The 20,077-nt window shown below is 76.2% G+C and carries 16 protein-coding genes and 1 tRNA gene; 5 read left to right on the forward strand and 12 right to left on the reverse strand.

The genetic code is table 11. From position 1 onward, the window contains the following. Window positions 1–58 precede the first annotated feature (58 nt). From ACI79O_RS04840 to ACI79O_RS04855, 4 genes are all read right to left on the reverse strand, one after another. Window positions 59–1,669, reverse strand: a complete 1,611-nt coding sequence (locus ACI79O_RS04840) for a M28 family metallopeptidase (protein WP_456913493.1) — start codon at window positions 1,667–1,669, stop codon at window positions 59–61. Window positions 1,670–1,796: 127 nt separating this feature from the next. Next, a tRNA-Leu gene (locus tag ACI79O_RS04845) sits at window positions 1,797–1,870 on the reverse strand. A gap of 29 nt (window positions 1,871–1,899) precedes the next feature. Beyond that, entirely contained in the window at window positions 1,900–3,285 is a 1,386-nt protein-coding gene (locus ACI79O_RS04850) for an NAD(P)/FAD-dependent oxidoreductase (RefSeq protein ID WP_456887313.1), read from the reverse strand. 9 nt (window positions 3,286–3,294) lie between these two features. Then, on the reverse strand, window positions 3,295–4,092 hold the full coding sequence (locus tag ACI79O_RS04855; RefSeq protein WP_456887314.1) for a uracil-DNA glycosylase: 798 nt from the start codon (window positions 4,090–4,092) through the stop codon (window positions 3,295–3,297). A 163-nt stretch (window positions 4,093–4,255) separates the two neighbouring features. Here ACI79O_RS04855 and ACI79O_RS04860 point away from each other — a divergent pair, with 163 nt between their 5' ends. Together ACI79O_RS04860 and ACI79O_RS04865 are read left to right on the forward strand one after the other, a co-directional pair. Beyond that, window positions 4,256–5,479 carry a GNAT family N-acetyltransferase gene (locus ACI79O_RS04860; RefSeq protein WP_456913494.1) on the forward strand — a complete coding sequence of 408 codons (1,224 nt, stop codon included), beginning with the start codon at window positions 4,256–4,258 and terminating at the stop codon, window positions 5,477–5,479. A gap of 42 nt (window positions 5,480–5,521) precedes the next feature. Then, window positions 5,522–5,815 (forward strand): DUF4235 domain-containing protein, encoded by a 294-nt coding sequence (locus tag ACI79O_RS04865; protein ID WP_456877787.1) that lies wholly within the window; start codon window positions 5,522–5,524, stop codon window positions 5,813–5,815. Between the two features lie 6 nt (window positions 5,816–5,821). Here ACI79O_RS04865 and ACI79O_RS04870 read toward each other — a convergent pair whose 3' ends face one another. The 4 genes from ACI79O_RS04870 to eno are packed head-to-tail and all read right to left on the reverse strand — an operon-like array spanning window position 5,822 to window position 9,118. Further along, window positions 5,822–6,772 carry a Ppx/GppA phosphatase family protein gene (locus ACI79O_RS04870; protein WP_456887316.1) on the reverse strand — a complete coding sequence of 317 codons (951 nt, stop codon included), beginning with the start codon at window positions 6,770–6,772 and terminating at the stop codon, window positions 5,822–5,824. Further along, a complete protein-coding gene (locus ACI79O_RS04875) occupies window positions 6,769–7,290 on the reverse strand; it encodes a DUF501 domain-containing protein (protein ID WP_456887317.1) in 522 nt (173 codons plus the stop codon). Before ACI79O_RS04875 ends, ACI79O_RS04870 begins: the two co-directional genes overlap by 4 nt. Then, window positions 7,287–7,832, reverse strand: a complete 546-nt coding sequence (locus tag ACI79O_RS04880; RefSeq protein WP_456887318.1) for an FtsB family cell division protein — start codon at window positions 7,830–7,832, stop codon at window positions 7,287–7,289. The genes ACI79O_RS04875 and ACI79O_RS04880 overlap by 4 nt, the downstream gene beginning before the upstream one ends. Before the next feature lie 5 nt (window positions 7,833–7,837). Next, window positions 7,838–9,118 (reverse strand): phosphopyruvate hydratase, encoded by a 1,281-nt coding sequence (gene eno, locus ACI79O_RS04885; protein WP_456913495.1) that lies wholly within the window; start codon window positions 9,116–9,118, stop codon window positions 7,838–7,840. A 161-nt stretch (window positions 9,119–9,279) separates the two neighbouring features. Between eno and ACI79O_RS04890 the strand changes: the two genes are divergently transcribed. Next, on the forward strand, window positions 9,280–9,960 hold the full coding sequence (locus ACI79O_RS04890; protein WP_456887320.1) for a hypothetical protein: 681 nt from the start codon (window positions 9,280–9,282) through the stop codon (window positions 9,958–9,960). Here the strand turns inward: ACI79O_RS04890 and ACI79O_RS04895 are convergent. Together ACI79O_RS04895 and ACI79O_RS04900 are read right to left on the reverse strand one after the other, a co-directional pair. Continuing rightward, window positions 9,950–10,882 (reverse strand): MazG family protein, encoded by a 933-nt coding sequence (locus ACI79O_RS04895; RefSeq protein WP_456887321.1) that lies wholly within the window; start codon window positions 10,880–10,882, stop codon window positions 9,950–9,952. The genes ACI79O_RS04890 and ACI79O_RS04895 overlap by 11 nt on opposite strands. A gap of 3 nt (window positions 10,883–10,885) precedes the next feature. After that, window positions 10,886–11,869: a SurA N-terminal domain-containing protein gene (locus ACI79O_RS04900; RefSeq protein ID WP_456887322.1), complete on the reverse strand. Its 984-nt coding sequence runs from the start codon at window positions 11,867–11,869 to the stop codon at window positions 10,886–10,888. A 116-nt stretch (window positions 11,870–11,985) separates the two neighbouring features. On the opposite strand from ACI79O_RS04900, the gene ACI79O_RS04905 reads away from it, so the two are divergent. Continuing rightward, window positions 11,986–12,651, forward strand: a complete 666-nt coding sequence (locus ACI79O_RS04905; protein ID WP_456887323.1) for a 4'-phosphopantetheinyl transferase family protein — start codon at window positions 11,986–11,988, stop codon at window positions 12,649–12,651. Beyond that, a complete protein-coding gene (locus ACI79O_RS04910) occupies window positions 12,648–15,566 on the forward strand; it encodes an acetoacetate--CoA ligase (RefSeq protein WP_456887324.1) in 2,919 nt (972 codons plus the stop codon). The genes ACI79O_RS04905 and ACI79O_RS04910 overlap by 4 nt, the downstream gene beginning before the upstream one ends. A gap of 98 nt (window positions 15,567–15,664) precedes the next feature. Here the strand turns inward: ACI79O_RS04910 and mfd are convergent, their stop codons facing one another. Further along, a complete protein-coding gene (gene mfd / locus ACI79O_RS04915; protein ID WP_456887325.1) occupies window positions 15,665–19,201 on the reverse strand; it encodes a transcription-repair coupling factor in 3,537 nt (1,178 codons plus the stop codon). A 222-nt stretch (window positions 19,202–19,423) separates the two neighbouring features. Then, on the reverse strand, window positions 19,424–19,882 hold the full coding sequence (locus ACI79O_RS04920) for an adenylyltransferase/cytidyltransferase family protein (RefSeq protein WP_456887326.1): 459 nt from the start codon (window positions 19,880–19,882) through the stop codon (window positions 19,424–19,426). Window positions 19,883–20,077: the final 195 nt, after the last annotated feature.

The following is a 20,077-nucleotide window of genomic DNA, read 5'->3' on the forward strand; positions in this document are numbered from 1 at the left end:
CGGGGGGGGGCCCCGCCCGGGGGGGGGCCCCCCCCCACGGCTGCCGGCACCGAGGAGGTCAGACCTCGACCCCACCGTGGTCGTGGTCGTGGTCGTGGCCGTGGTCCGGGGAGAGGCCGCCGCCACCGACCTCCTTGCCCGAGGGCTGGCGGAACTCACGGGCGTCGGGGTCACCCTCGAACGTGCCACCCGGGACCGGCCGGCCGGCCACCCCGTTCACCCGCGCCGTGTCGTAGGCGAGGATGAGCACCGCGTAGGCGATGGCGTCGGAGTTCTGGTCGAGGACCTTCGGGTCGACGTTCTCGATCGTGTCCCCGGCCCGGTGGTAGTTCGGGTCGTAGGACTGGCCGGCGGTGCCGCCGTAGGCCAGGGCCTGCTGCGGCGTCTTGACGCCCTCCGCACCGGTGAACAGGCCACCGGAGGGGATGCCGTTGTTGATGAACGCCTGGTAGTCGCTGCGGCCGCTGAACTCGGTGGCCTCGTACGTCAGCTCGCGGGCCTCGTAGAAGTCCTCGAAGACGTACTCGATCTGGTCCGAGCCCGGGGGCACGGTGACGCCGGTCGGCGCGGTGAAGGCCGACTGGTCGCCGTCGTAGATGAACCGGGCGAAGTTCGGCGACCCGACCATGTCGAAGTTCAGGTAGAGCCCGATCTGCTCCCGCTGCTCCGGGGTCAGGGCACCGACGTAGTGGTTCGAGCCGAGCAGGCCCAGCTCCTCGGCGCCCCACCAGGCGAAGCGGACGGTGTTCGTCAGCTTGGCCTTGGTGATGTTCTCGGCGACCTCGAGGATCGCTGCGCTGCCGGAGCCGTTGTCGTTGATGCCCGGACCCGCGAGCACGGAGTCGAGGTGGGCACCGGCCATGACCACGTTGTCCGAGGTGCGGCCGGGCAGCTCGGCGATGACGTTCTCGGTGGTGCGCGTCTCGCTGGTCGAGTCGATCGCGAGGTCGACGGTCGTGCCGGCGAGCGTGCCTCCCAGCTCGGGGGTGACGCCCACGACCGGGATGCGGATGCCGGGAGCGCCCAGGGTGCCGTTGAGCAGGCTGGGCACGTTGTTGACGACGATCACCGCGGTGGCCCCGGCGGTCGCGGCGTTGGCCGCCTTCACGGCGAACGCGCAGCTGCCCCGATCGACGAGCGCCACCGTCCCGGCGGCGAAGCCGGTGAAGTCCGCGGCCTCGCACCCGCTGGTGCCCGAGCCCCGGTCGACCGGGGTGACGACGTCGTCATCGACCGTCCCGGGACCTGTGTAGGTCATCGGCGCGTAGTCGGTGCCCGCGGTGTACGTCGCCTGCGCCGGGGCGACCTGGCTGAACGAGCTGCTCCGCAGCTGGAAGAACGGGAAGTCGAACGGCTGGACGGTGACGTCGTAGCCGACCGCCTCCAGCCGGTCCTTCACGTAGTCGACCGAGGCGTCGTAGCCCGCGGTGCCCGAGGCGCGGTTGCCCCCGTTGGCGTCGGCGATCTCCTGGAACGCCTCGAGGTGCTCGGTGACGCCCTCGAGGGTGACGCACTCGGTCAGCTTGGCGACGGTGTTGTTGTTGCGGGTCTCGCAGCCGCCGGCGGCACCGGCGGGCAGCGCAGCGACCACGCTCCCGGCCAGCGCGAGCACGCCGGCGCTACCGATCACGGCGAGCCGTGACCGGCGGGACGGGTGGACCTGGGTCATGGACGACTTCTCCTCGCGTACGGAGTGAGCTCCGGTGCTCACGAGGGGTCACCCTGTCATTTGGGTCACCGCGCGCGTCAAGACCTGTCTTTTCTTCGGTCCATGGTGTAGTGGGCCGTCGATCGTGTGCCCCCGGTGGGACTCGAACCCACACTGCGACCCTTTTAAGGGGCCTGCCTCTGCCGATTGGGCCACGGGGGCGGGAACGGGCCGCCGGCCCGCGAGGGCAATCAGCTGACCTGCGCGCGGTCGGCGGCGGAGGGAGCGGGCAGCTGCCCGGTGCCGCCGAGCCCTGCTGCGGTGACGAACTCGCGGCGCGGGTCCTGCAGCTGGCCCAGCGCGATGACCTCGCGGCGGAACACCGAGGCCAGGGTCCAGTCGGCGACCACCCGCGCCTTGCGGTTGAACGTCGGCACCCGGCTGACGTGGTAGGTGCGGTGCATGAACCAGGCCGGCCAGCCCTTGAGCTTGACGCCGTAGACCTGGGCCACGCCCTTGTGCAGGCCGAGGCTGGCCACCGACCCGGCGTAGGCGTGCCGGTAGGGCCGCGGCTGACCGCCCCGCAGCACCGCGACGACGTTGTCGGCCAGGCGCTTGGCCTGCCGGACGGCGTGCTGGGCGTTGGGCGCGGTGGTGGCGCCGGGGTCGTCCTTGGTGAGGTCCGGGACGGCGGCGAGGTCACCGGCGGCCCAGGCGTCCTCCAGCCCGCTGACCTGCAGCGTGGCCTCGCACCGCACCCGCCCGCGCTCGTCGAGGGGCAGGTCGGTCTGCGCCAGCACCGGGTTGGGCTTGGTGCCGGCGGTCCACACCAGCGTGTCGCTGGCGAAGGAGTCGCCGTCGCTGAGCCGGACGACACCGTCGTCGGACACCGACTCCAGCCGGGTGTTGAGCCGCACGTCCATGCCGCGGGCGGTCAACTGCTTGACCGTCCAGGCGGCCATGTCCAGGTCCACCTCGGGCAGGATCCGCCCCGTCGCCTCGACCAGCACCCACCGCATGTCGCCGGGGGACAGCCGCGGGTAGTACTTCACGACGGCGTAGCGCGCCATGTCCTCGAGCTCGGCGAAGGCCTCGATGCCGGCGTAGCCGCCGCCGACGAAGGTGAAGGTGAGCGCGCGCGTGCGGACGGCGGGGTCGTCGGTGGAGGCGGCCGCGTCGAGCCGGGCCAGCACGTGGTTGCGCAGGTAGATGGCCTCGCCGACGGTCTTGAAGCCGACGCCGTGCTCGGCCAGCCCGGGGATGGGCAGCGTGCGGGCCACCGACCCCGCGGCCATCACCAGCACGTCGTAGGTGAGGTCGTAGGGGGCACCCTCGGCGGGTGCGACGCGGGCCCGCCGCTGCGCGTGCGAGAGCCCCACGACGGCGCCGGTGACCACCCGGCAGCGCGGCAGCGTGCGCCGCAGCGGGACGACCACGTGACGCGGCTCCACCGAGCCGGCCGCCGCCTCGGGCAGGAACGGCTGGTAGGTCATGTGCGGCTGGGGGTCGACCACGACCACCTCGGCCCCGCCCCGTGACAACCGCTTCTGCAGCCGCAGGGCCGTGTAGAGGCCGACGTAGCCGCCGCCGACGACCAGCACCACCGGACGGGACGTGGGACCCGGGCGAGACGCCATGGGGCCAGCCTAGGGGCGGACGGACCCGTCCTCCCCCCTCGCGGCGCCGCTGCCGGCGAGCTCCGTGGCCCGGGCCAGGACGGCGTCGAGCATCGGCTCGGTGAGCCGGCCGGTGAAGGTGTTCTGCTGGCTGACGTGGTAGCTGCCGAGCAGGGTCAGCTCCCCCCGCGGTCCGGACACGGTGACCTCGACGCCGTGGCCGAACGCCGGCCGCGGCCGGGGCAGCGCGTACCCGGCCGCGGCCAGCACCGGCCACAACGCCGTCCAGCCGAAGCCCCCGAGGACGACGGCGACCCGCAGCCGCGGCAGCAGGGCGAGCTCGCGGGCCAGCCACGGGGAGCAGGTGTCGCGCTCGGCCGGCGTCGGGGCGTTGTCCGGCGGCGCGCAGCGGACCGCGGCGGCGATGCGCACGCCGGTGACCTCCAGGCCGTCCCCGACGTGCGTCGACGTCGGCTGGTTGACCAGCCCCGCCCGCCACAGCGCGGCGAAGATCCAGTCGCCGCTGCGGTCGCCGGTGAAGACGCGGCCGGTGCGGTTGCCGCCGTGCGCGGCCGGCGCCAGCCCCACGACGGCGATCCGGGCGTCGGCCGGGCCGAGCCCGGGCACCGGGCGGCCCCAGTACTCCTCGTCGCGGAAGGACGCCCGCTTGACCCGGGCGACCTCCTCGCGCCAGGTGACCAGCCGCGGGCAGGCGCGGCAGCCGGAGACCCGGGTGTCGAGGGCGGCGAGGTCGCGTGCCGCGCGGGCGGAGCGGGCGACGCCCGCGGGGCTGCGGGTGACGGGGAACCCCTGGGCGTCGACTGCCACCGCCCCAGTGGACCACCCGCCGGCGACCCGCTTGTCGGGCGGGGTGGCCGGCGGATCTCCCCCGTCGGAGGGTCGGCGGCGGCGCCGGCGGTCCCTAGGCTCGGACCGGTCAGCGACCCGGCCGGACGGCGGGAGGCGCCGGGCGGACGAGGAGCGTGGACGGGTGACGGCAGGGCTGGGTGCGTCCGGGAGCGGGCTCGACGCGGCGGTCGGGTCGCCGCCGCCACCCGCGCCGGTGGCGTCCACCCCGGGCCGGGCGCGCACGGCGGTCGCCTCCGCGCAGGCCGACCTCGATGCCCTGGCCGGCGCCTGGGACGACCTGTGGCGCCGGACGCCGGCCGCCACGGCCTTCCAGTCCCACGCCTGGGTCAGCGCGTGGGCCCGCGCCTACGTGCCGGCCGGACGGCTCGCCGTCGTGACGGTGTGGAACGGCGACACGCTCGTCGCCGCCGCGCCGCTGTACCGGGTGCGCCGCGGTCCCGTTCCGGCGCTCGCGCCCCTCGGCGGCCCGCTGAGCGACTCCACCGACATCCTGGTCGACCCGCACGTGCCCGACGCGGGAGCGCGGCTGGCCGGCGCGCTGCTGCAGGTCCCCGGGTGGCGGGTGCTGGACCTGCCCGAGGTGCTGCCCGGCTCCGCCGCGCAGGCGTGGGCCCCGGGCTGGCCGGGCCGGGTCCGCCGCGCGCCCTCCTCGCTGAACCTGCAGCTGCCGGTCCTGCCGCAGGCCGGGGTCCTCGCGCGGGTCCCGACCCGGACGGCGGGGACGCTGCGCCGCAAGCTGAAGAAGATCGACCGGGCCGGCATCGAGCGGGCCGAGCTCGATCCCGGCGCCGTGCCGGCCGCCGTCCCCGAGCTGATCCGGCTGCACGAGGCCCAGTGGGCGGGCCGGCGGGGCAACCCCGAGCACTCCACCGCGCGGTTCCGCGCCTTCCTCACCGAGGCCCTCGGGCCGATGGTCGAGCGCGGCCAGGCGCTGGTGGTCCAGTACCGGATGGACGGCCGGCTGGTGGCCGCCGAGGTCGACCTCCTCGGCCACCGGCAGCTGGCCTACTACCTCGCCGGGATCGACCCCGGGCTGCGGCAGCACATCGACACCTCCGTGCTGCTGGTCAGCGCCGCCCTGGAGCGGGCCGGCCGGCTGGGGCTGGCCGAGTACTCCTTCCTGCGCGGCGACGAGGACTACAAGCTGCGCTGGCGCCCGGACCCCGTGACCGCCGAGCGGGTCCTGCTCGCACGACCCGGGCTGCTGGGGTCGGGCGGCTACCTGCCCGCGACCACCGCCGCCTCCGCGGTCCTCGCCCTCGCCCGCCGGGTGCTGGCCGGCCGCGCGCGGGAGCTGGCCCGGGCCGCCATGCACCGCATCCGGCAGGCCCGCGCGAGGGACTGACCGCTGCGCGCGGCGCGCGGGCGCGGCAGGCATGATCAGCCCATGGCCCGCAAGCAGAAGGCGCCGCTGACCTGGAAGCTCCTCGGCACGGGGACGGCCACCGTGTCGGGGATCGCCGTCCGCAAGCTCACCGACGCCGCCTGGTACGCGGCCCGCGGCAGCAACCCGCCGAAGAACCCGGCCGCCCCCGGGGTCAGCTGGCCCGAGGCGCTGGCCTGGGCCGCGTTCTCCGGGGTCGCCGTCGCCGGTGGCCGGTTGCTGGCCGCGCGCGGCGCGGCAGCGGCCTACCAGTCGCTGACCGGCAAGCTGCCCCCGGGGCTGAACGAGGCCGGCTGAGCGCCCTCAGCCCCGGGCCAGCCGCAGCGCGATGCCGTCGAGGATGTCGTGCTCGCTGACGACGACCTCGTCGAGCGCGAACGCGTCCATGACCACCCGCAGCACCAGCGCACCGGCGCCGATGACGTCGACGCGCCCGGGGTGCATGACGGCCTCGGCCGCGCGGCGCTCCCGGGTGGCGGTCAGCAGCCCCGCGGTGACCGACCGGACGGCGCCCACCGGGATCCGGGAGCCGTGGATGGCGTCGGCGTCGTAGAGCGGCAGCCGCAGCGCGAGCGCGGCCACGGTGGTCACCGAGCCGGCCAGGCCGACCAGGGTCGCGGTCTCCCCCACCGGGACCGCCGCGGCCACCTCGGCCAGCGCGGCGCGGATGTCGGCCTCGGCGGCGCCGATCTCGTCGGGCGTCGGCGGGTCGCCGTGCAGGTGCCGCTCGGTCAGGCGCACGCAGCCGACGTCGACCGACCGCGCGGCGCGGACCCCGCCGGCGTCGCCGAGCACGAACTCCGTGGACCCGCCGCCGATGTCGACGACCAGGTACGGCGGGCGCGGCGGCGGGTCGCCGTGCGCGGCCGCGGCGGCGTCCAGGGACGCGGTGGCGCCGAGGAAGGACAGCCGGGCCTCCTCGTCGCCGGGGACGACGTCGGGGAGCCGGCCGAGCGTGGCGAGGACCATGGCCTCGAAGTCGGCGCGGTTGGCCGCGTCGCGGGTGGCGCTGGTGGCCACCATCCGCACCGCCGTCGCGCCGAGGTCGCGGGCCTGGGCGGCGTACTCCGCGAGCACCACCCGGGTGCGCTCGACAGCCTCGGGCGCGAGGCGGCCGGTGGCGTCGACGCCCTGGCCGAGGCGGACGACCTCCATCCGGCGCAGCAGGTCGGTGTGCGGCCCCTCGGGCGGGACGTCGGCGACCAGCAGGCGGATGGAGTTGGTGCCGCAGTCGACGGCGGCGACCCGCGTCACGGGGACTCCTCCTCCTGGGCGCAGGGGCCGGGTGCCCACCACTCCCCCATCTCGGCCACGGCGCGGTCGCCGACGGGGTTGACCCCCGGGCCGGCGGCCAGGGCGTGGCCGGCGAGGGCGTGCAGGCACTTGACCCGGTCGGGCATGCCGCCGGCGGTGTTGCGGGTGGGCAGCTCACCGAGGGCGTCGCGCTCGGCCAGGTAGGCCTCGTGCGCGGCGCGGTAGGCCGCGGCCAGGCCGGCGTCGGTGCCGAGGTCGGCCTGCCACTCCCGCATCCGGCCGGCCGACTCCAGCCGGCTGGCGGCCGCGGACGCGCGCGGGCAGGTCAGGTAGTACAGCGTCGGGAACGGCGTGCCGTCCTCCAGCCGCGGCGAGGTCTGCACGACGTCGGGCTGGCCGCAGGGGCACCGGTGGGCCACCGCGCGCACCGCCCGGGGCGGGCGGCCGAGCTGGCGGCCGACGAGCTCGCGCTCCTCCGGGGTGATCGGCTCGCGCACCCGCTCCCCAGGCGCGGTCACCCGGCCTCCTCGTCGGCGTCGGCCACCGAGCCGAGCAGCTCCTCGTACCAGGGCCGCGGGGTGGTGTCGCCGGTGTCGGGCAGGGTGCCGGCGTCGCCCTCGGCCGCCTCGCCGTCGACCACGACGACCAGCCGGTCGCCGGGCAGCACGTAGGCCAGCCGCTCGCGGGCCTCCCGGGCGGTCCAGTCGGGGTCGGACTGGCGCGCCAGCTCCGCCTCGAGGTCGGCGATGCGCTGGTCGTACGCGGTGCTCTCGGCGGCCAGCCGGGCGAGCTCGGCGCGGCCCTCGAGCCACTGCCGCACCGGCCCGGCCAGGGTGAGCGCCAGCAGCAGGAGCAGCCCGACGAACAGCACCACGCGCCCGGTGACGAGCGGACGGCGGGCGACCGCGGCCCGCGGGGCCTGCCGCGGCGTCCGCCGTCCGGGACGGCGCGCGTCGGGGCGGCTGCCGGCGCCCGAGCGCGTCCCGGCCGGGATCGGCCGGGACGCGGCGTTCGACAGCGGCCGGCCGGTGGAACGCCGCCGGCCGGTGCCCGCGCTCACCTGCGTCAGCGGGCCCGCAGGCGCGGGAAGGCGGCCGCGCCGGCGTAGCGCGCGGCGTCGTCGAGCTCCTCCTCGATGCGCAGGAGCTGGTTGTACTTGGCCACCCGCTCGCTGCGCGCGGGGGCGCCGGTCTTGATCTGCCCGCAGTCGGTGGCGACGGCGAGGTCGGCGATCGTGGTGTCCTCGGTCTCGCCCGAGCGGTGGCTCATCATGCAGCGGTAGCCGCTGCGGTGGGCCAGGTTGACCGCGTCGAGGGTCTCGGTGAGCGTGCCGATCTGGTTGACCTTGACCAGCAGCGCGTTCGCGGCACCCCGCTCGATGCCGTCGGCCAGGCGGGTGGGGTTGGTGACGAACAGGTCGTCGCCGACGATCTGGACGCGGTCGCCGAGCGCCGAGGTCATCGCGACCCAGCCGTCCCAGTCCTCCTCGGAGAGCGGGTCCTCGATGGACACGACCGGGTAGGCCTCGACGAGCTCGCGGTAGTAGTCGACCAGGAACTCCGCCGAGCGGGTCTGGCCCTCGAAGTCGTAGCCGCCGTCGCCGTGGAACTCGGTGGCGGCGACGTCGAGGGCGAAGGCGATGTCGGTGCCGAGGGAGTATCCGGCCTTCTCGACGGCCTCGGCGATCAGGTCCAGCGCGGCCCGGTTGTTGGGCAGGTCGGGGGCGAAGCCGCCCTCGTCGCCCAGGCCGGTGGACAGCCCGCGGCCCTTGAGCACCGACTTGAGCGCGTGGTAGGTCTCCGCGCCGACCGCCAGCGCCTCGGCGAAGGTCGCCGCCCCGATCGGGGCGATCATGAACTCCTGGACGTCGACGTTGCTGTCGGCGTGGGCACCGCCGTTGAGGATGTTCATCATCGGCACCGGCAGCAGGTGCGACGACGGGCCGCCGACGTAGCGGAACAGCGGCAGGCCGGTGGAGTCGGCGGCCGCGCGGGCCACCGCGAGGCTGACGCCGAGGATCGCGTTCGCGCCCAGGCGGGACTTGTCCGGCGTGCCGTCGAGGTCGAGCAGCCGCTGGTCGACCAGGCGCTGCTCGGTGGCCTCGTAGCCGACGAGCTCGGGGCCGATGACGTCGAGGACGCCGTCGACGGCCTTGGTGACGCCCTTGCCGGCGTAGCGCTCGCCCCCGTCGCGGAGCTCCACCGCCTCGAAGGCGCCGGTGGAGGCGCCGCTCGGGACCGCCGCGCGGGCGATCGTCCCGTCGTCGAGGGCGACCTCGACCTCCACGGTGGGGTTCCCGCGCGAGTCCAGGATCTCCCGCGCGCCTACGGCATCGATGCTCGGCACGGGGAGCAGCCTAGCGAGGGGGAGGACCCGCCCGTCCGACCCCGACGCGGTCGCGGCACGCCTGTAACGGAGCGGTCACGGTGCGGTCTCGGCGGAACCGATCAAGCGATAACCTCCTCGTGGCGGGCGTCTCCCCCACGTCTGCGCCGTCGGAGGACCCGATGACCGAGCGCCAGCAGCAGCGACCCCCCGGGTACGGCGCCGGAGCCGCGCCTCCACCACCCGTGGACGCGGACGACGGGACGGGGCCGTCCATCCTCGGGTTCCCGCCGGATCCCGCCGAGGACGACGACGTCGCGGACGTGGAGCCCGCGCCGGAGGGCACGGAGGTGGCCGGGGTGGCGGTCCGCCCCGGACGGCTGGTCTACGTCCGCCGCCCCGACGTCGTCGGCGGGGTGCTCCTGCTGCTCGCCGGCGTGGCCGACGCGGCGAGCCTGTGGCTGCCGTGGGAACGGGACCGGGCGACCACCGGGCTGGACCTGGCGGCGCGTGCCGTCGACGTGGCCCGGGAGGGCGTGGCCGGGCTCGGGAGCACCGGCCTGTGGCAGCCGGCGACGGTGGCGGCCGGCGGGGTCGTGCTCGTCGTCCTCGGGCTCCTGCTGCTGCGTCCCGCGCGCGGCCACCGGGTGTCCGGGGTGCTGGCGCTGGGGGTCGCGCTGGCCGTGGCCGCCGCGGTCGTCGCCCGGCTGGTGGACGCCGGCTGGGACGCCCGCCTGCTGGGGTGGGGCGTGTGGTGCGCCGCCGCGGTCGCCGGGCTGGGCGTGCTCGGTGCGCTGAAGGCGATGCTCACCGCGCCACGGGTCACCACCGCGCCGACCGAGCGGCTCCTCGTCAGCCGGTAGGACCGGCCGGCCCTACCGACGACGTCGCGCGGCGACGGGCCTCGGCGTCGAGCTCGCCGGCGTAGCGGCGCACGGCCTCGCGGAGGGCGTCCTCGACGTCCCAGCCGCGCTGCGCGGCCGCGGCCACGACGGCGAGCAGCCGCTCCCCCAGCTCCTCCGGCGCCGCCGAGCCCAGGTCGGCCGGCTCCGGCGTGGGGTAGCCGGCGCGGGCGGCGCGGCGGACCAGCGCTGTCCCCCACGCGGTGGCCGGCTGGGACCGCGACACGCCCTCGGTGGGCGAGCGCCGCTGCTTCTCCGCCTTCTTGATCTCCTCCCAGCCCGCCTCGACCCCGGCCACGTCGCGCGGGCCGGCGTCGCCGAACACGTGCGGGTGCCGGCGGACCAGTTTGTCCACCAGGTCGGCGGCGACGTCGTCGACGTCGAAGCGCCGCTCCGGGCCGGCCTCGGCGGCCACCCGCGCGTGGAACACCACCTGGAGGAGCACGTCGCCGAGCTCCTCGCGCATGGCCGCGGCGTCGTCGTCGACGATCGCGTCGTAGGCCTCGTGCGCCTCCTCCAGCAGGTAGCCGCGCAGCGAGGAGTGGGTCTGCTCGGCGTCCCACGGGCACCCGCCGGGCGAGCGCAGCCGGTCCATCACCGCGACGACGTCGAGCAGCCGGGCGCCGGGCGGCTCCGCGGCGCCGTCGACCACCGGCACTCCGGGCGGCGACTCGCCGGGTGCGGCGAGGACGGCGACGTCGTCGTCGAGCGCTCCCGCGTCGGCGACGTCGGTGACCTCCCGGCCGGCCGCGCGCAGCACCTCCGCGGTGGCACCGGCACCCGGCAGCGCGGCGACCCGCCGGCCGTCCAGCGCGGCCCAGCCGGCGGGCCCGAGCAGCCCGGGCAGCCGCGGGCTGACGGTGACGACGACGGCGGGCGGCACGCCTCAGCCCCCGGCCGGGGCGGCGGCGTCGTCGAGCAGCTCGACGACGCCGCCCTCGGCCTCCTGCACGACGTCGTCGTCGGTGAGCTCGCCGTAGCGGGGGTTGACCGTGACCCCGACGTCGTCGCGGACCTCGTCCACCACGCCGGCGCCGGCCTCCTCGACCCCGACCGCGGCCTCGCTCTCCAGCTGCGGCCGGGCCTCCTCGAACGAGGGGGTCGTGCGGCTCGCGACGAAGACCACCACCACGCCCTGCACCCCCGGCAGGGTCAGCGTGAAGCCGGTGCCGGGAGCCGCCGCGGCGATGCCCTCGGCCAGTGGCCCGCTCACCTCGCTCGCGGCGGTGGTCTGCAGCTGCGGCAGCGAGTTCTCGCCGGGGAACCGCGCGGCCACGGCCGGGTAGGACGCGGGGGCGGCGGTCATCTCGGCGAGGGTGCTGTCGGCGGTGGCCTGGTCGGGGACGACGAAGTAGCCGAGGGAGAGCTGCTCGAGGTCGGCGCGCACCTGCTCGTAGCGGGCGCGCAGCGCCGCCTCGTCGAGGCCGGCGGCGTCGCCGGTGGCGGCGCCGAGCTCGCGGCGCAGCAGCTGCTGGCGGGCGCTCTCCCGGACGTCCTCCCGCGAGTAGCCCTGGCCGGCGGCCTGCGCGTACAGCGCCTCGGCGTCCTGGCCGGCCAGCGCCTCCTCGATGAACGCGTCGAGCTCGGCGTCGGTGACCTCGACGTCGTACCGCTGCGCCGCCTGGGCGTAGAGCTCCTCGCGGACCAGCAGCGTGAGCACCTGCCGGGTGAAGTCGCTCCCCGGCCCGCCGACGGCCTCGTCGATCGCGGGGTCGGCGAGCCGGTCGTCGACGGCCGACTGCAGCTCGGCGACGGTCACCTGCTCCTCGCCGACGTAGGCGGCCACGGACGGCGAGGTCCGGCAGCCGGCCACGGCGGCCACGGCGGCCAGGCCGACGGCCATCGACACGGTCAGCCGACGGGTACGCACCAGCGGAGCCTGCCACACCGGTCCCCGCGCCCGGCGCAGGCGGCGGGCCACCCGGCCGGGTGGTGTCCCCACGACGGGGGATGGAAGCGACGGCGCCCGCTGCCAGCATCGCCGGCATGCCGCCGCCCTCCCCCGCGCCCGCGCGCGAGGTGACCGCGGGCGTGACGGTCACCGTCGTCCCCCTGGTGGCCGACGACGACGGCCTGGCCCGCGCGGAGGCGCTGCTCTCCCCCGGCGAGGTCGCCCGCGCCCGGCGCGGCACACCCGCCGTCCACCGGCGCCGCGTGCTGCTGCGCGCCGCCCTCCGGACCGCGCTCGCGACCGAGCTGGGCACCGACCCCCGCCGGGTGCCGCTCAGCACGGGCGCCACGGGCCGCCCCGAGCTGCCCGCGGCCACGCGGCTGGACGCCGGGTGCTCGGCCGGCGGCGGCCTGGGCGTCGTCGCCGTGTCCCGCGGCCGCCGGATCGGCGTCGACCTGGAGCCAGTGGCGCCCTGGACGCCCGACGTGGCCGCCGAGGGGTGGCTGCACGCCACCGAGCTGCGCGCCATCGCGCTGCTGCCGCCGGGCGCCCGCCCGCTCGCGGCCACCCGCGCCTGGACCCGCAAGGAGGCCGTCCTCAAGGCCCGCGGGACCGGCCTGCGCGACGACCCGGCCGCCGTGGTCACCGCCATCGGGCCGGCCCGCGGACCGGTGGCCGGCTGGACGCTGCACGACGTGCCCGTGCCCGACGGGTGGGTGGCCAGCCTCGCGGTCGCCCCGGACGAGGAGTTCCCCCGATGACCCTGGCCCCCGCCGTCCCCCAGCTCGCGCGCTTCCGCGCCCGCTGCGAGGAGCTCACCGGCACCGCCCTGGACGCGCCCGGCGCGCTGCACGCCTTCTCGGTCGAGCGGCCGGAGCAGTTCTGGCGCGCCCTGCTCGACTGGTCGCAGCTGCCGTGGTCGGGGTCCGCGGACGTCGTGCTGACCGGCACCGACGTCGAGACCGCCCGGTTCTTCCCGGACCTGAGGCTGAACTACGCCGAGGCGCTGCTGCGCCCGCTCGAGGGCGCCGGTGACGACGCCCCTGCACTCACCGCCGTGCACGCCGACCGCCCGGCCGACCGGTGGACCCGCGGCGAGCTGCGCGACGCCGTCGCCCGGACGGTGACCGCGCTGCGCCGGCTCGGGCTCGCCGAGGGCGACCGGGTCGTGCTGATCGCGGGCAACACCGGCGAGACCGCCGTCGTCGCCCTCGCCGTGGCCGCGATCGGGGCCGCGGTCTCGACGGCCGCGCCGGACATGGGCGCGGCGTCCCTGCTCGGCCGCTTCGGCCAGGTCGACCCCGCGGTGCTCGTCCTCGACCGGCGGGCGGTCGCCGACGACGTCGTCGCCGAGGTCGTGGCCGGCCTGCCCACGCTGTGCCGGGTGCTGCTGCTCGACGACCGGCCGCTGCCCGACCTCGGCCTGCCGGTGGACCGGCTGGCCGACGCCACCGCGGACGCCGAGCCCGCCCGCGACTGGCCGCACCACGCCTTCGACACGCCGCTGTTCGTGATGTTCTCGTCGGGCACCACCGGCCCGCCCAAGGCCATGGTGCACGGGGCCGGCGGCACGCTGCTGGAGCACGTCAAGGAGCACCGGCTGCACGTCGACCTCGGCCCCGGCGACACGCTGTACTTCCACACCACCACCGCCTGGATGATGTGGAACTGGCAGCTGTCGGCGCTGGTCACCGGCGCCCACGTGGTCGTCTACGACGGCCCCGTCGCCGGCCCGGAGACGCTGTGGCAGCTCGCGGCCGACCGCCGCGTCACCGTCTTCGGCACCAGCCCGGCGTACCTGCAGCTCGGCCAGGACGCCGGCCTCCGGCCCGCCGACTCCGCCGACCTGTCGGCGCTGCGGGCCGTGCTCTCCACCGGCGCGGTCCTGCACGACTGGCAGTTCGACTGGGTCGCCGAGGCGGTCGGGCCGGTGCCGCTGCAGTCGATCTCCGGTGGCACCGACATCATCGGCTGCTTCGTGCTCGGCGCCCCCGACGTGCCGGTCCGGCGGGGCCGCTGCCAGACGCGCAGCCTCGGGCTCGACGTCGCGGCGGTCGACGAGGACGGCCGCGAGGTCGTCGGGGAGGTCGGCGAGCTGGTCTGCCGGCGCCCCTTCCCGAGTCGCCCCGTCGGGTTCCTCCGCGACCCCGACGGCCGCCGGTTCCACGACGCCTACTTCGCCGACCACCCGGGGATGTGGACCCACGGCGACCTGATCGAGTTCGACGCCGACGGGTCCTCGCGGCTGCACGGGCGCTCCGACGGCGTCCTCAACATCGATGGGCTGCGCATCGGGCCCAGCGAGATCTACACCGTGCTCCGGCAGCTCCCTGACGTCGCCGACGCGATGGCCGTCGAGCAGGGCGACGACAGCCGGCCCGGGGGCTCGCGCATGGTGCTGCTGGTCGTCCTGCGGCCGGGCGCCCGGCTCGACGGCGACCTCGACCGCACCATCCGGCGCACGCTGCGCCGGGAGGCCTCCGCCGCGCACGTGCCGTCGCTGGTCGTCGCGGTCGGCGAGCTGCCCCTGACCCACAACGGCAAGCGCTCCGAGCGCGCCGCGCGCGACGCCGTCAACGGCGACCCGATCGCCAACGCCGTCGCGCTGCGCAACCCCGGCTGCCTGGACGAGATCCGCCGGGCGGTCGTGGCGGCCACCGCCGCCCCGGCCGCGCCGGAGGAGGACGGCGGCCTGCTCGGGCAGGTCTCCCGCATCTGGTGCGAGGTGCTCGGGGTGCGCTCCGCCGACCCCGGCGACGACTGGTCCGACCTCGGCGGGACCTCCCGCCAGGTGCTCAGCCTGCTGCGGCGGGTCCGGCTGGAGCTCGACGCCGACGTCCCGGTGCAGCGGTTCGCCGAGGACCCGACGCCGGCCGGCCTGGCCCGGGCCGCCGCCGCGGCGCTCTCCGCCGCCCCCGCCGCCGTCATCGAGCTGCGGGCCGGGGAGGGCTCCCCGGTGTTCCTCGTGCCCGACGCCTGGGGACAGCTGAACCTGTACGCCGGACTGGTCGACCGGCTGGACACCGGCCGGCCGGTGCTCGGCCTGCGCCTGCCGCTGCAGGACGCCGGCGGCCGGCACCGCACGATCGAGGAGGTCGCCTCCGACGCCCTCGCGCAGGTCCGCGCCGCCCAGCCGGAGGGGCCCTACACCCTGCTCGGCTACTCCTTCGGCGGCCTGGTCGCCTTCGAGGTCGTCACCCGGCTGCGCGCCGCGGGTGAGGAGGTCGGCTGCCTCGGCCTGCTCGACACCCGCCCGCCCCAGGCGGCGCTCAACCGGTGGGAGGCGGGCCGGGTGCGCTGGGCCGGCCGCTGGGCCACGGCCCGCGCCGGCCGGCCGCTGCGCCGGCTCGTCCGCGCGGTCCGGGGCGGGGCCGCGCAGCCGGCGCCGGCGCCGGCCGCGGCGCCCGATCCCGAGCTGGCGTTCTTCCTCGGGACCCAGGAGGTGTCGGAGGCCTACCGGCCCGGCCGGTTCGACGGCCCGGTCTCCTACTTCCTCGCCGAGGGGTCACGGGACGCGGCGTCCCGCACGCTCGGCGCCTGGCGGCGCAGGGTCGGCGAGCTCCGGGTGGTCGGGGTCCCCGGCTACCACGGCGACCTCGACGACGAGCGGATCGGCATGCTCAGCGACCGGCACGTCGGCACGCTGGCCGCGGAGGTCTCCGCCGCCCTGCGCTGAAGCGAGGTGTGATCGCGACCCGAGTGAGCAGTCGTGGTCGGCGACACGAGCCGACTCGCCGTGTCCTGACGCGACGACTGCTCACTCGGCAGGTGACCTCAGGCGGCCACCGGCTGCTCGAGCACCGCCCTCAGCAGTGAGTGCAGGTGCTCGAGCAGCGCGACGTCGCGCAGCGGGGTGCGCCGGTCGGGCCCGACCGGGACCTTGAGCGAGACCGTCTGGACGGCGGACTTGTACGTGGCGCCGTCGGCCAGCCGGTTCAGCCGCATCTGCTGCGACTCGCGGAGGGGCACCGGCGAGATCCGGATGGCGCGGCCCTGCAGCGACACCTCGGTGATGCCGAGGCTGCGCATGGCGGCGCGGAAACGGGCCACCGCCAGCAGGTTGAGCACCGGCGCGGGCGCCGTCCCGTAGCGGTCGGTGAGCTCGTCGAGCACGGCCTGGGCCTGGTCGTCGTCCTGCACCGAGGCGACCTTGCGGTAGGCCTCCATCCGCAGCCGCTCGCCAGGCACGTAGTCGTGCGGCAGGTGCGCGTCGACCGGCAGGTCGACCCGGACCTCGACCGGCTCGGGCGGCGCCTGCTGGCCGGTGACCTGGGCGCGGTAGTCGGCCACGGCCTCGCCGACCAGGCGGACGTAGAGGTCGAAGCCGACGCCGGCGATGTGCCCGGACTGCTCGCCGCCGAGCAGGTTGCCCGCGCCGCGGATCTCGAGGTCCTTCATGGCGACCGCCATGCCGGCGCCGAGGTCGGTGTTGTGCGCGATGGTGGTCAGCCGGTCGACCGAGGTCTCGGTCAGCGGCCGCGAGGGGTCGTAGGTGAAGTAGGCGTAGGCGCGCTCGCGACCACGGCCGACCCGGCCGCGGATCTGGTGCAGCTGCGAGAGGCCGAAGGTGTCGGCGCGGTCGACGACCAGCGTGTTGGCGTTGGGGATGTCCAGGCCCGACTCGACGATCGTCGTCGCGACCAGGACGTCGTACTCCTTCTCCCAGAAGCCGACCATGATCCGCTCGAGCTCGTGCTCCTTCATCTGGCCGTGGCCGACGGCCACGCGGGCCTCGGGCACCAGCTGCCGGATCTTCGCGGCGGCCTTGTCGATCGACTGCACCCGGTTGTGGATGACGAACACCTGGCCGTCGCGGAGCAGCTCGCGGCGGATGGCGGCGGCCATCTGCTTGTCGTCCCAGGCGCCCACGTAGGTGAGCACCGGGTGCCGCTCCTCGGGCGGGGTGAGGATCGTCGACATCTCCCGGATGCCGGTCAGGCTCATCTCCAGCGTGCGCGGGATCGGGGTCGCCGACATCGACAGGACGTCGACCGCCGTCCGCATCGTCTTCAGGTACTCCTTGTGCTCGACACCGAAGCGCTGCTCCTCGTCGACGATCACCAGGCCGAGGTCCTTGAACCGGGTGGTCGGCTGCAGCAGCCGGTGGGTGCCCACCAGGACGTCGACCTCGCCGGCGGCGAGCTGCCGCAGCGTCTCTGCGCTCTCGGCGTCGGACTGGAAGCGCGAGAGCACCTTCACGGTGACCGGGAACTGGGCCATCCGCTCCGAGAAGGTCTTGAAGTGCTGGTTGGCCAGCAGCGTCGTGGGCACCAGGACGGCGACCTGCTTGCCGTCCTGCACCGCCTTGAACGCCGCGCGGACGGCGATCTCGGTCTTGCCGTAGCCGACGTCGCCGCAGATGACCCGGTCCATCGGCACCGGGTTCTCCATGTCCCGCTTGACCTCGTCGATGGCGCCGAGCTGGTCGGGCGTCTCCTGGAACGGGAAGGCGTCCTCGAGCTCGCGCTGCCAGACGGTGTCCGGGCCGTACGCGTGGCCCTGGGTGGCCATGCGGGCGGAGTACAGGCGGATGAGCTCGGCAGCGATCTGCTTGACCGCCCTGCGGGCCTGGCCCTTGGTCTTCTGCCAGTCGGCGCCGCCGAGCTTGGACAGCGCCGGCTGCTCCCCGCCGACGTAGCGGGTGAGCTGGTCGAGGGCGTCGGTGGGCACGAAGAGCCGGTCCGGCGGCTGGTTCCGCTTGCTCGGCGCGTACTCGACGATGAGGTAGTCCCGCTGCCCGCCGTTGACGGTGCGGCTGACCATCTCGACGTAGCGGCCGATGCCGTGGTGCTCGTGGACGACGAGGTCGCCGGGCTGCAGCTGCACCAGGTCGACGGCGTTGCGCCGCCGGGCGGGCATCTTGACCGCGTCGCGCATCGTGGTGCCGCGCTGGCCGGTGAGGTCGTGCTCGGTGACCAGCGCCAGCTCGACCCCGGGCAGGGTGAAGCCCGACTCCAGGTTGCCCTGGGTGATCGAGATCAGCCCCGGCTCGGGCGCGGTCTCGAGGCCGGGCACCAGCCGCACGCCGAGGTCGGCGGCACCGAGCTGCTCGGCCGCGCGCTGGGCCGGGCCGGGCCCGGCGAAGGTCAGCACGACCCGCCAGCCGTCACGGGTCCAGGCGCGCAGCGTCGCGACGGCGCGGTCGAGGTCGCCGGCGAACCGCTCGACGGTGGTGGCCTCCAGGGCGCCCTGGTCGTCGCTCTCGAGGTCGCCGAGCGTGAACGCGCCGGTGGTCCACCACGGCAGGCCCCGGCCGCGGGCGGCGGCCTCGACGTCCTCGAGCGCCCGGAACGACGACGCGCCGAGGTCCAGCGGCGCCTCGCCGGCCTCGGCGGCGGTGGCCCAGGAGGCGGCGAGGAACTCCTCGGCGGTGCGCACCAGGTCGGCGGCGCGGCTGCGCACCCGCTCGGGGTCGGCGACCAAGACGTGGGTGCCGGCCGGGACGAGGTCGGTGAGCAGCTGCAGGTCGCCCTCGATCAGGGCGGGGGTCAGCGACTCCATGCCCTCGACGGCGATGCCCTCGGCGAGCCTGCCGAGCACGTCGGCCAGGCCGGGGTGCTCGGCGGCCAGCTCGGCGGCGCGGGCGCGGACCTCGTCGGTGAGCAGCAGCTCGCGGCACGGCGGGGCCCACAGCCGCTCGGGCCGCTCGTCGAGGGAGCGCTGGTCGGCGGCGGAGAAGTAGCGCAGCTCGTCGACCTCGTCGCCCCAGAACTCCACCCGGACCGGGTGCGGCTCGGTGGGCGGGAAGACGTCGAGCAGGCCGCCGCGGAGGGCGAACTCGCCCCGCTTCTCGACCAGCTCCACGCGGGTGTAGGCGGCGTCGACCAGCGCGCGGGCGACGTCGTCGAGCTCGGCGGTGTCGCCCGCGCGCAGCTCGACCGGCACGAGGTCGCCGAGCCCGGGCGCCAGCGGCTGCAGCACGCTGCGCACCGGGGCGACGAGCACGTCGATCGCGCCGTTCTCCCCCGGGTTGGTCAGGTCGCGCAGCACGGCCAGGCGGCGGCCCACGGTGTCCGCGCGCGGGGAGAGCCGCTCGTGCGGCAGCGTCTCCCAGGCCGGGAAGGTCTCCACCCGGCGGTCGGGCAGGAAGCAGCGGAGCAGGTCGGCGGCGAGGTCGGCGTCGCGCTCGCCGGTGGTGACCAGCAGGACCGGCACCCCCGCGCCCGGCTCGACCGCGGCCAGCGCGGCGGCGACCAGCGGCTGCACCGGCGGCGGGGCCGGGACGGCGAGCTCGGTCGACCCCGCGGCGGCCACCACGCGGGCGGTGCCGGGATCGCTGAGGACGACGTCGAGCACGCCGCGCAGGCTCACGGGGACTTCCTCCTGGGGACGACGGCCCGCAGTGGGCGCCGCCGAGTGCGGCGCCGGGCCCCCTCCCAGGCTAGACGGCCGGCGCCGGCCCCGCCGGGGCGCGATCGGCGGCCGGCGACGGCCGCGGCCCGGGATCGTCGAGCCGTCTGCTCGACCGTCGGGGTCGTCGAGGCCGGACCCGTGCCGGCGGGCGGACCCGGCGGTCGGGGCGCCCCCCGCGCCTCAACGCGGGAGCGCAGACGCCGTCCTGGTCGCGGGCTCGGCGGTCTCGAGCGCCTGCAGCGCCCGGCGCAGCGCGGTGCTCGAGGTGTGCATCGTGTACGGGAAGTAGTGGACGGTGACGCCGACCGAGGCCATGTCGCGCTCGAGCCGCTCACCCTTCGGCGTCCCCCGCCAGTCGTCGCCCTTGAACAGGACGGAGAAGCCCACGGCCCGCCAGGCCTCGAGCTTGTCCGGCACGAGCTCGGCGTGCACGTCGTCGACGACGCGCAGGCCGCGGACGATCTCCATCCGCTCGGCCAGCGGCACGACCGGCAGCCGGCCCTTGGTCTGCAGCAGCACCTCGTCGGCGACCACCCCGGCCACCAGCCGGTCGCAGTGCGCGGCGGCGTGCCGCAGCACGTTGAGGTGGCCGATGTGGAACAGGTCGTACGCGCCCGGCGCGTAGCCGATGACGGTCATGTCTCCCCCAGGACCTCGTCCGACGTCCCGGGCAGTCGACCAGCCGCGGTGACTGTGCGTCATCCCCCGACCGGGTCCACCCCGGCGGGAAGCACCCGGTCGGGGGACACGATCACTCCTCGTGAGCGCCCCACGAGGTCGGTCGGCAGACCCGGCGGAGGAGGCGGCGCCGGCCCTGTCGTGGGGCGACGGATC

The organism is Geodermatophilus sp. SYSU D00696, assembly GCF_054050235.1.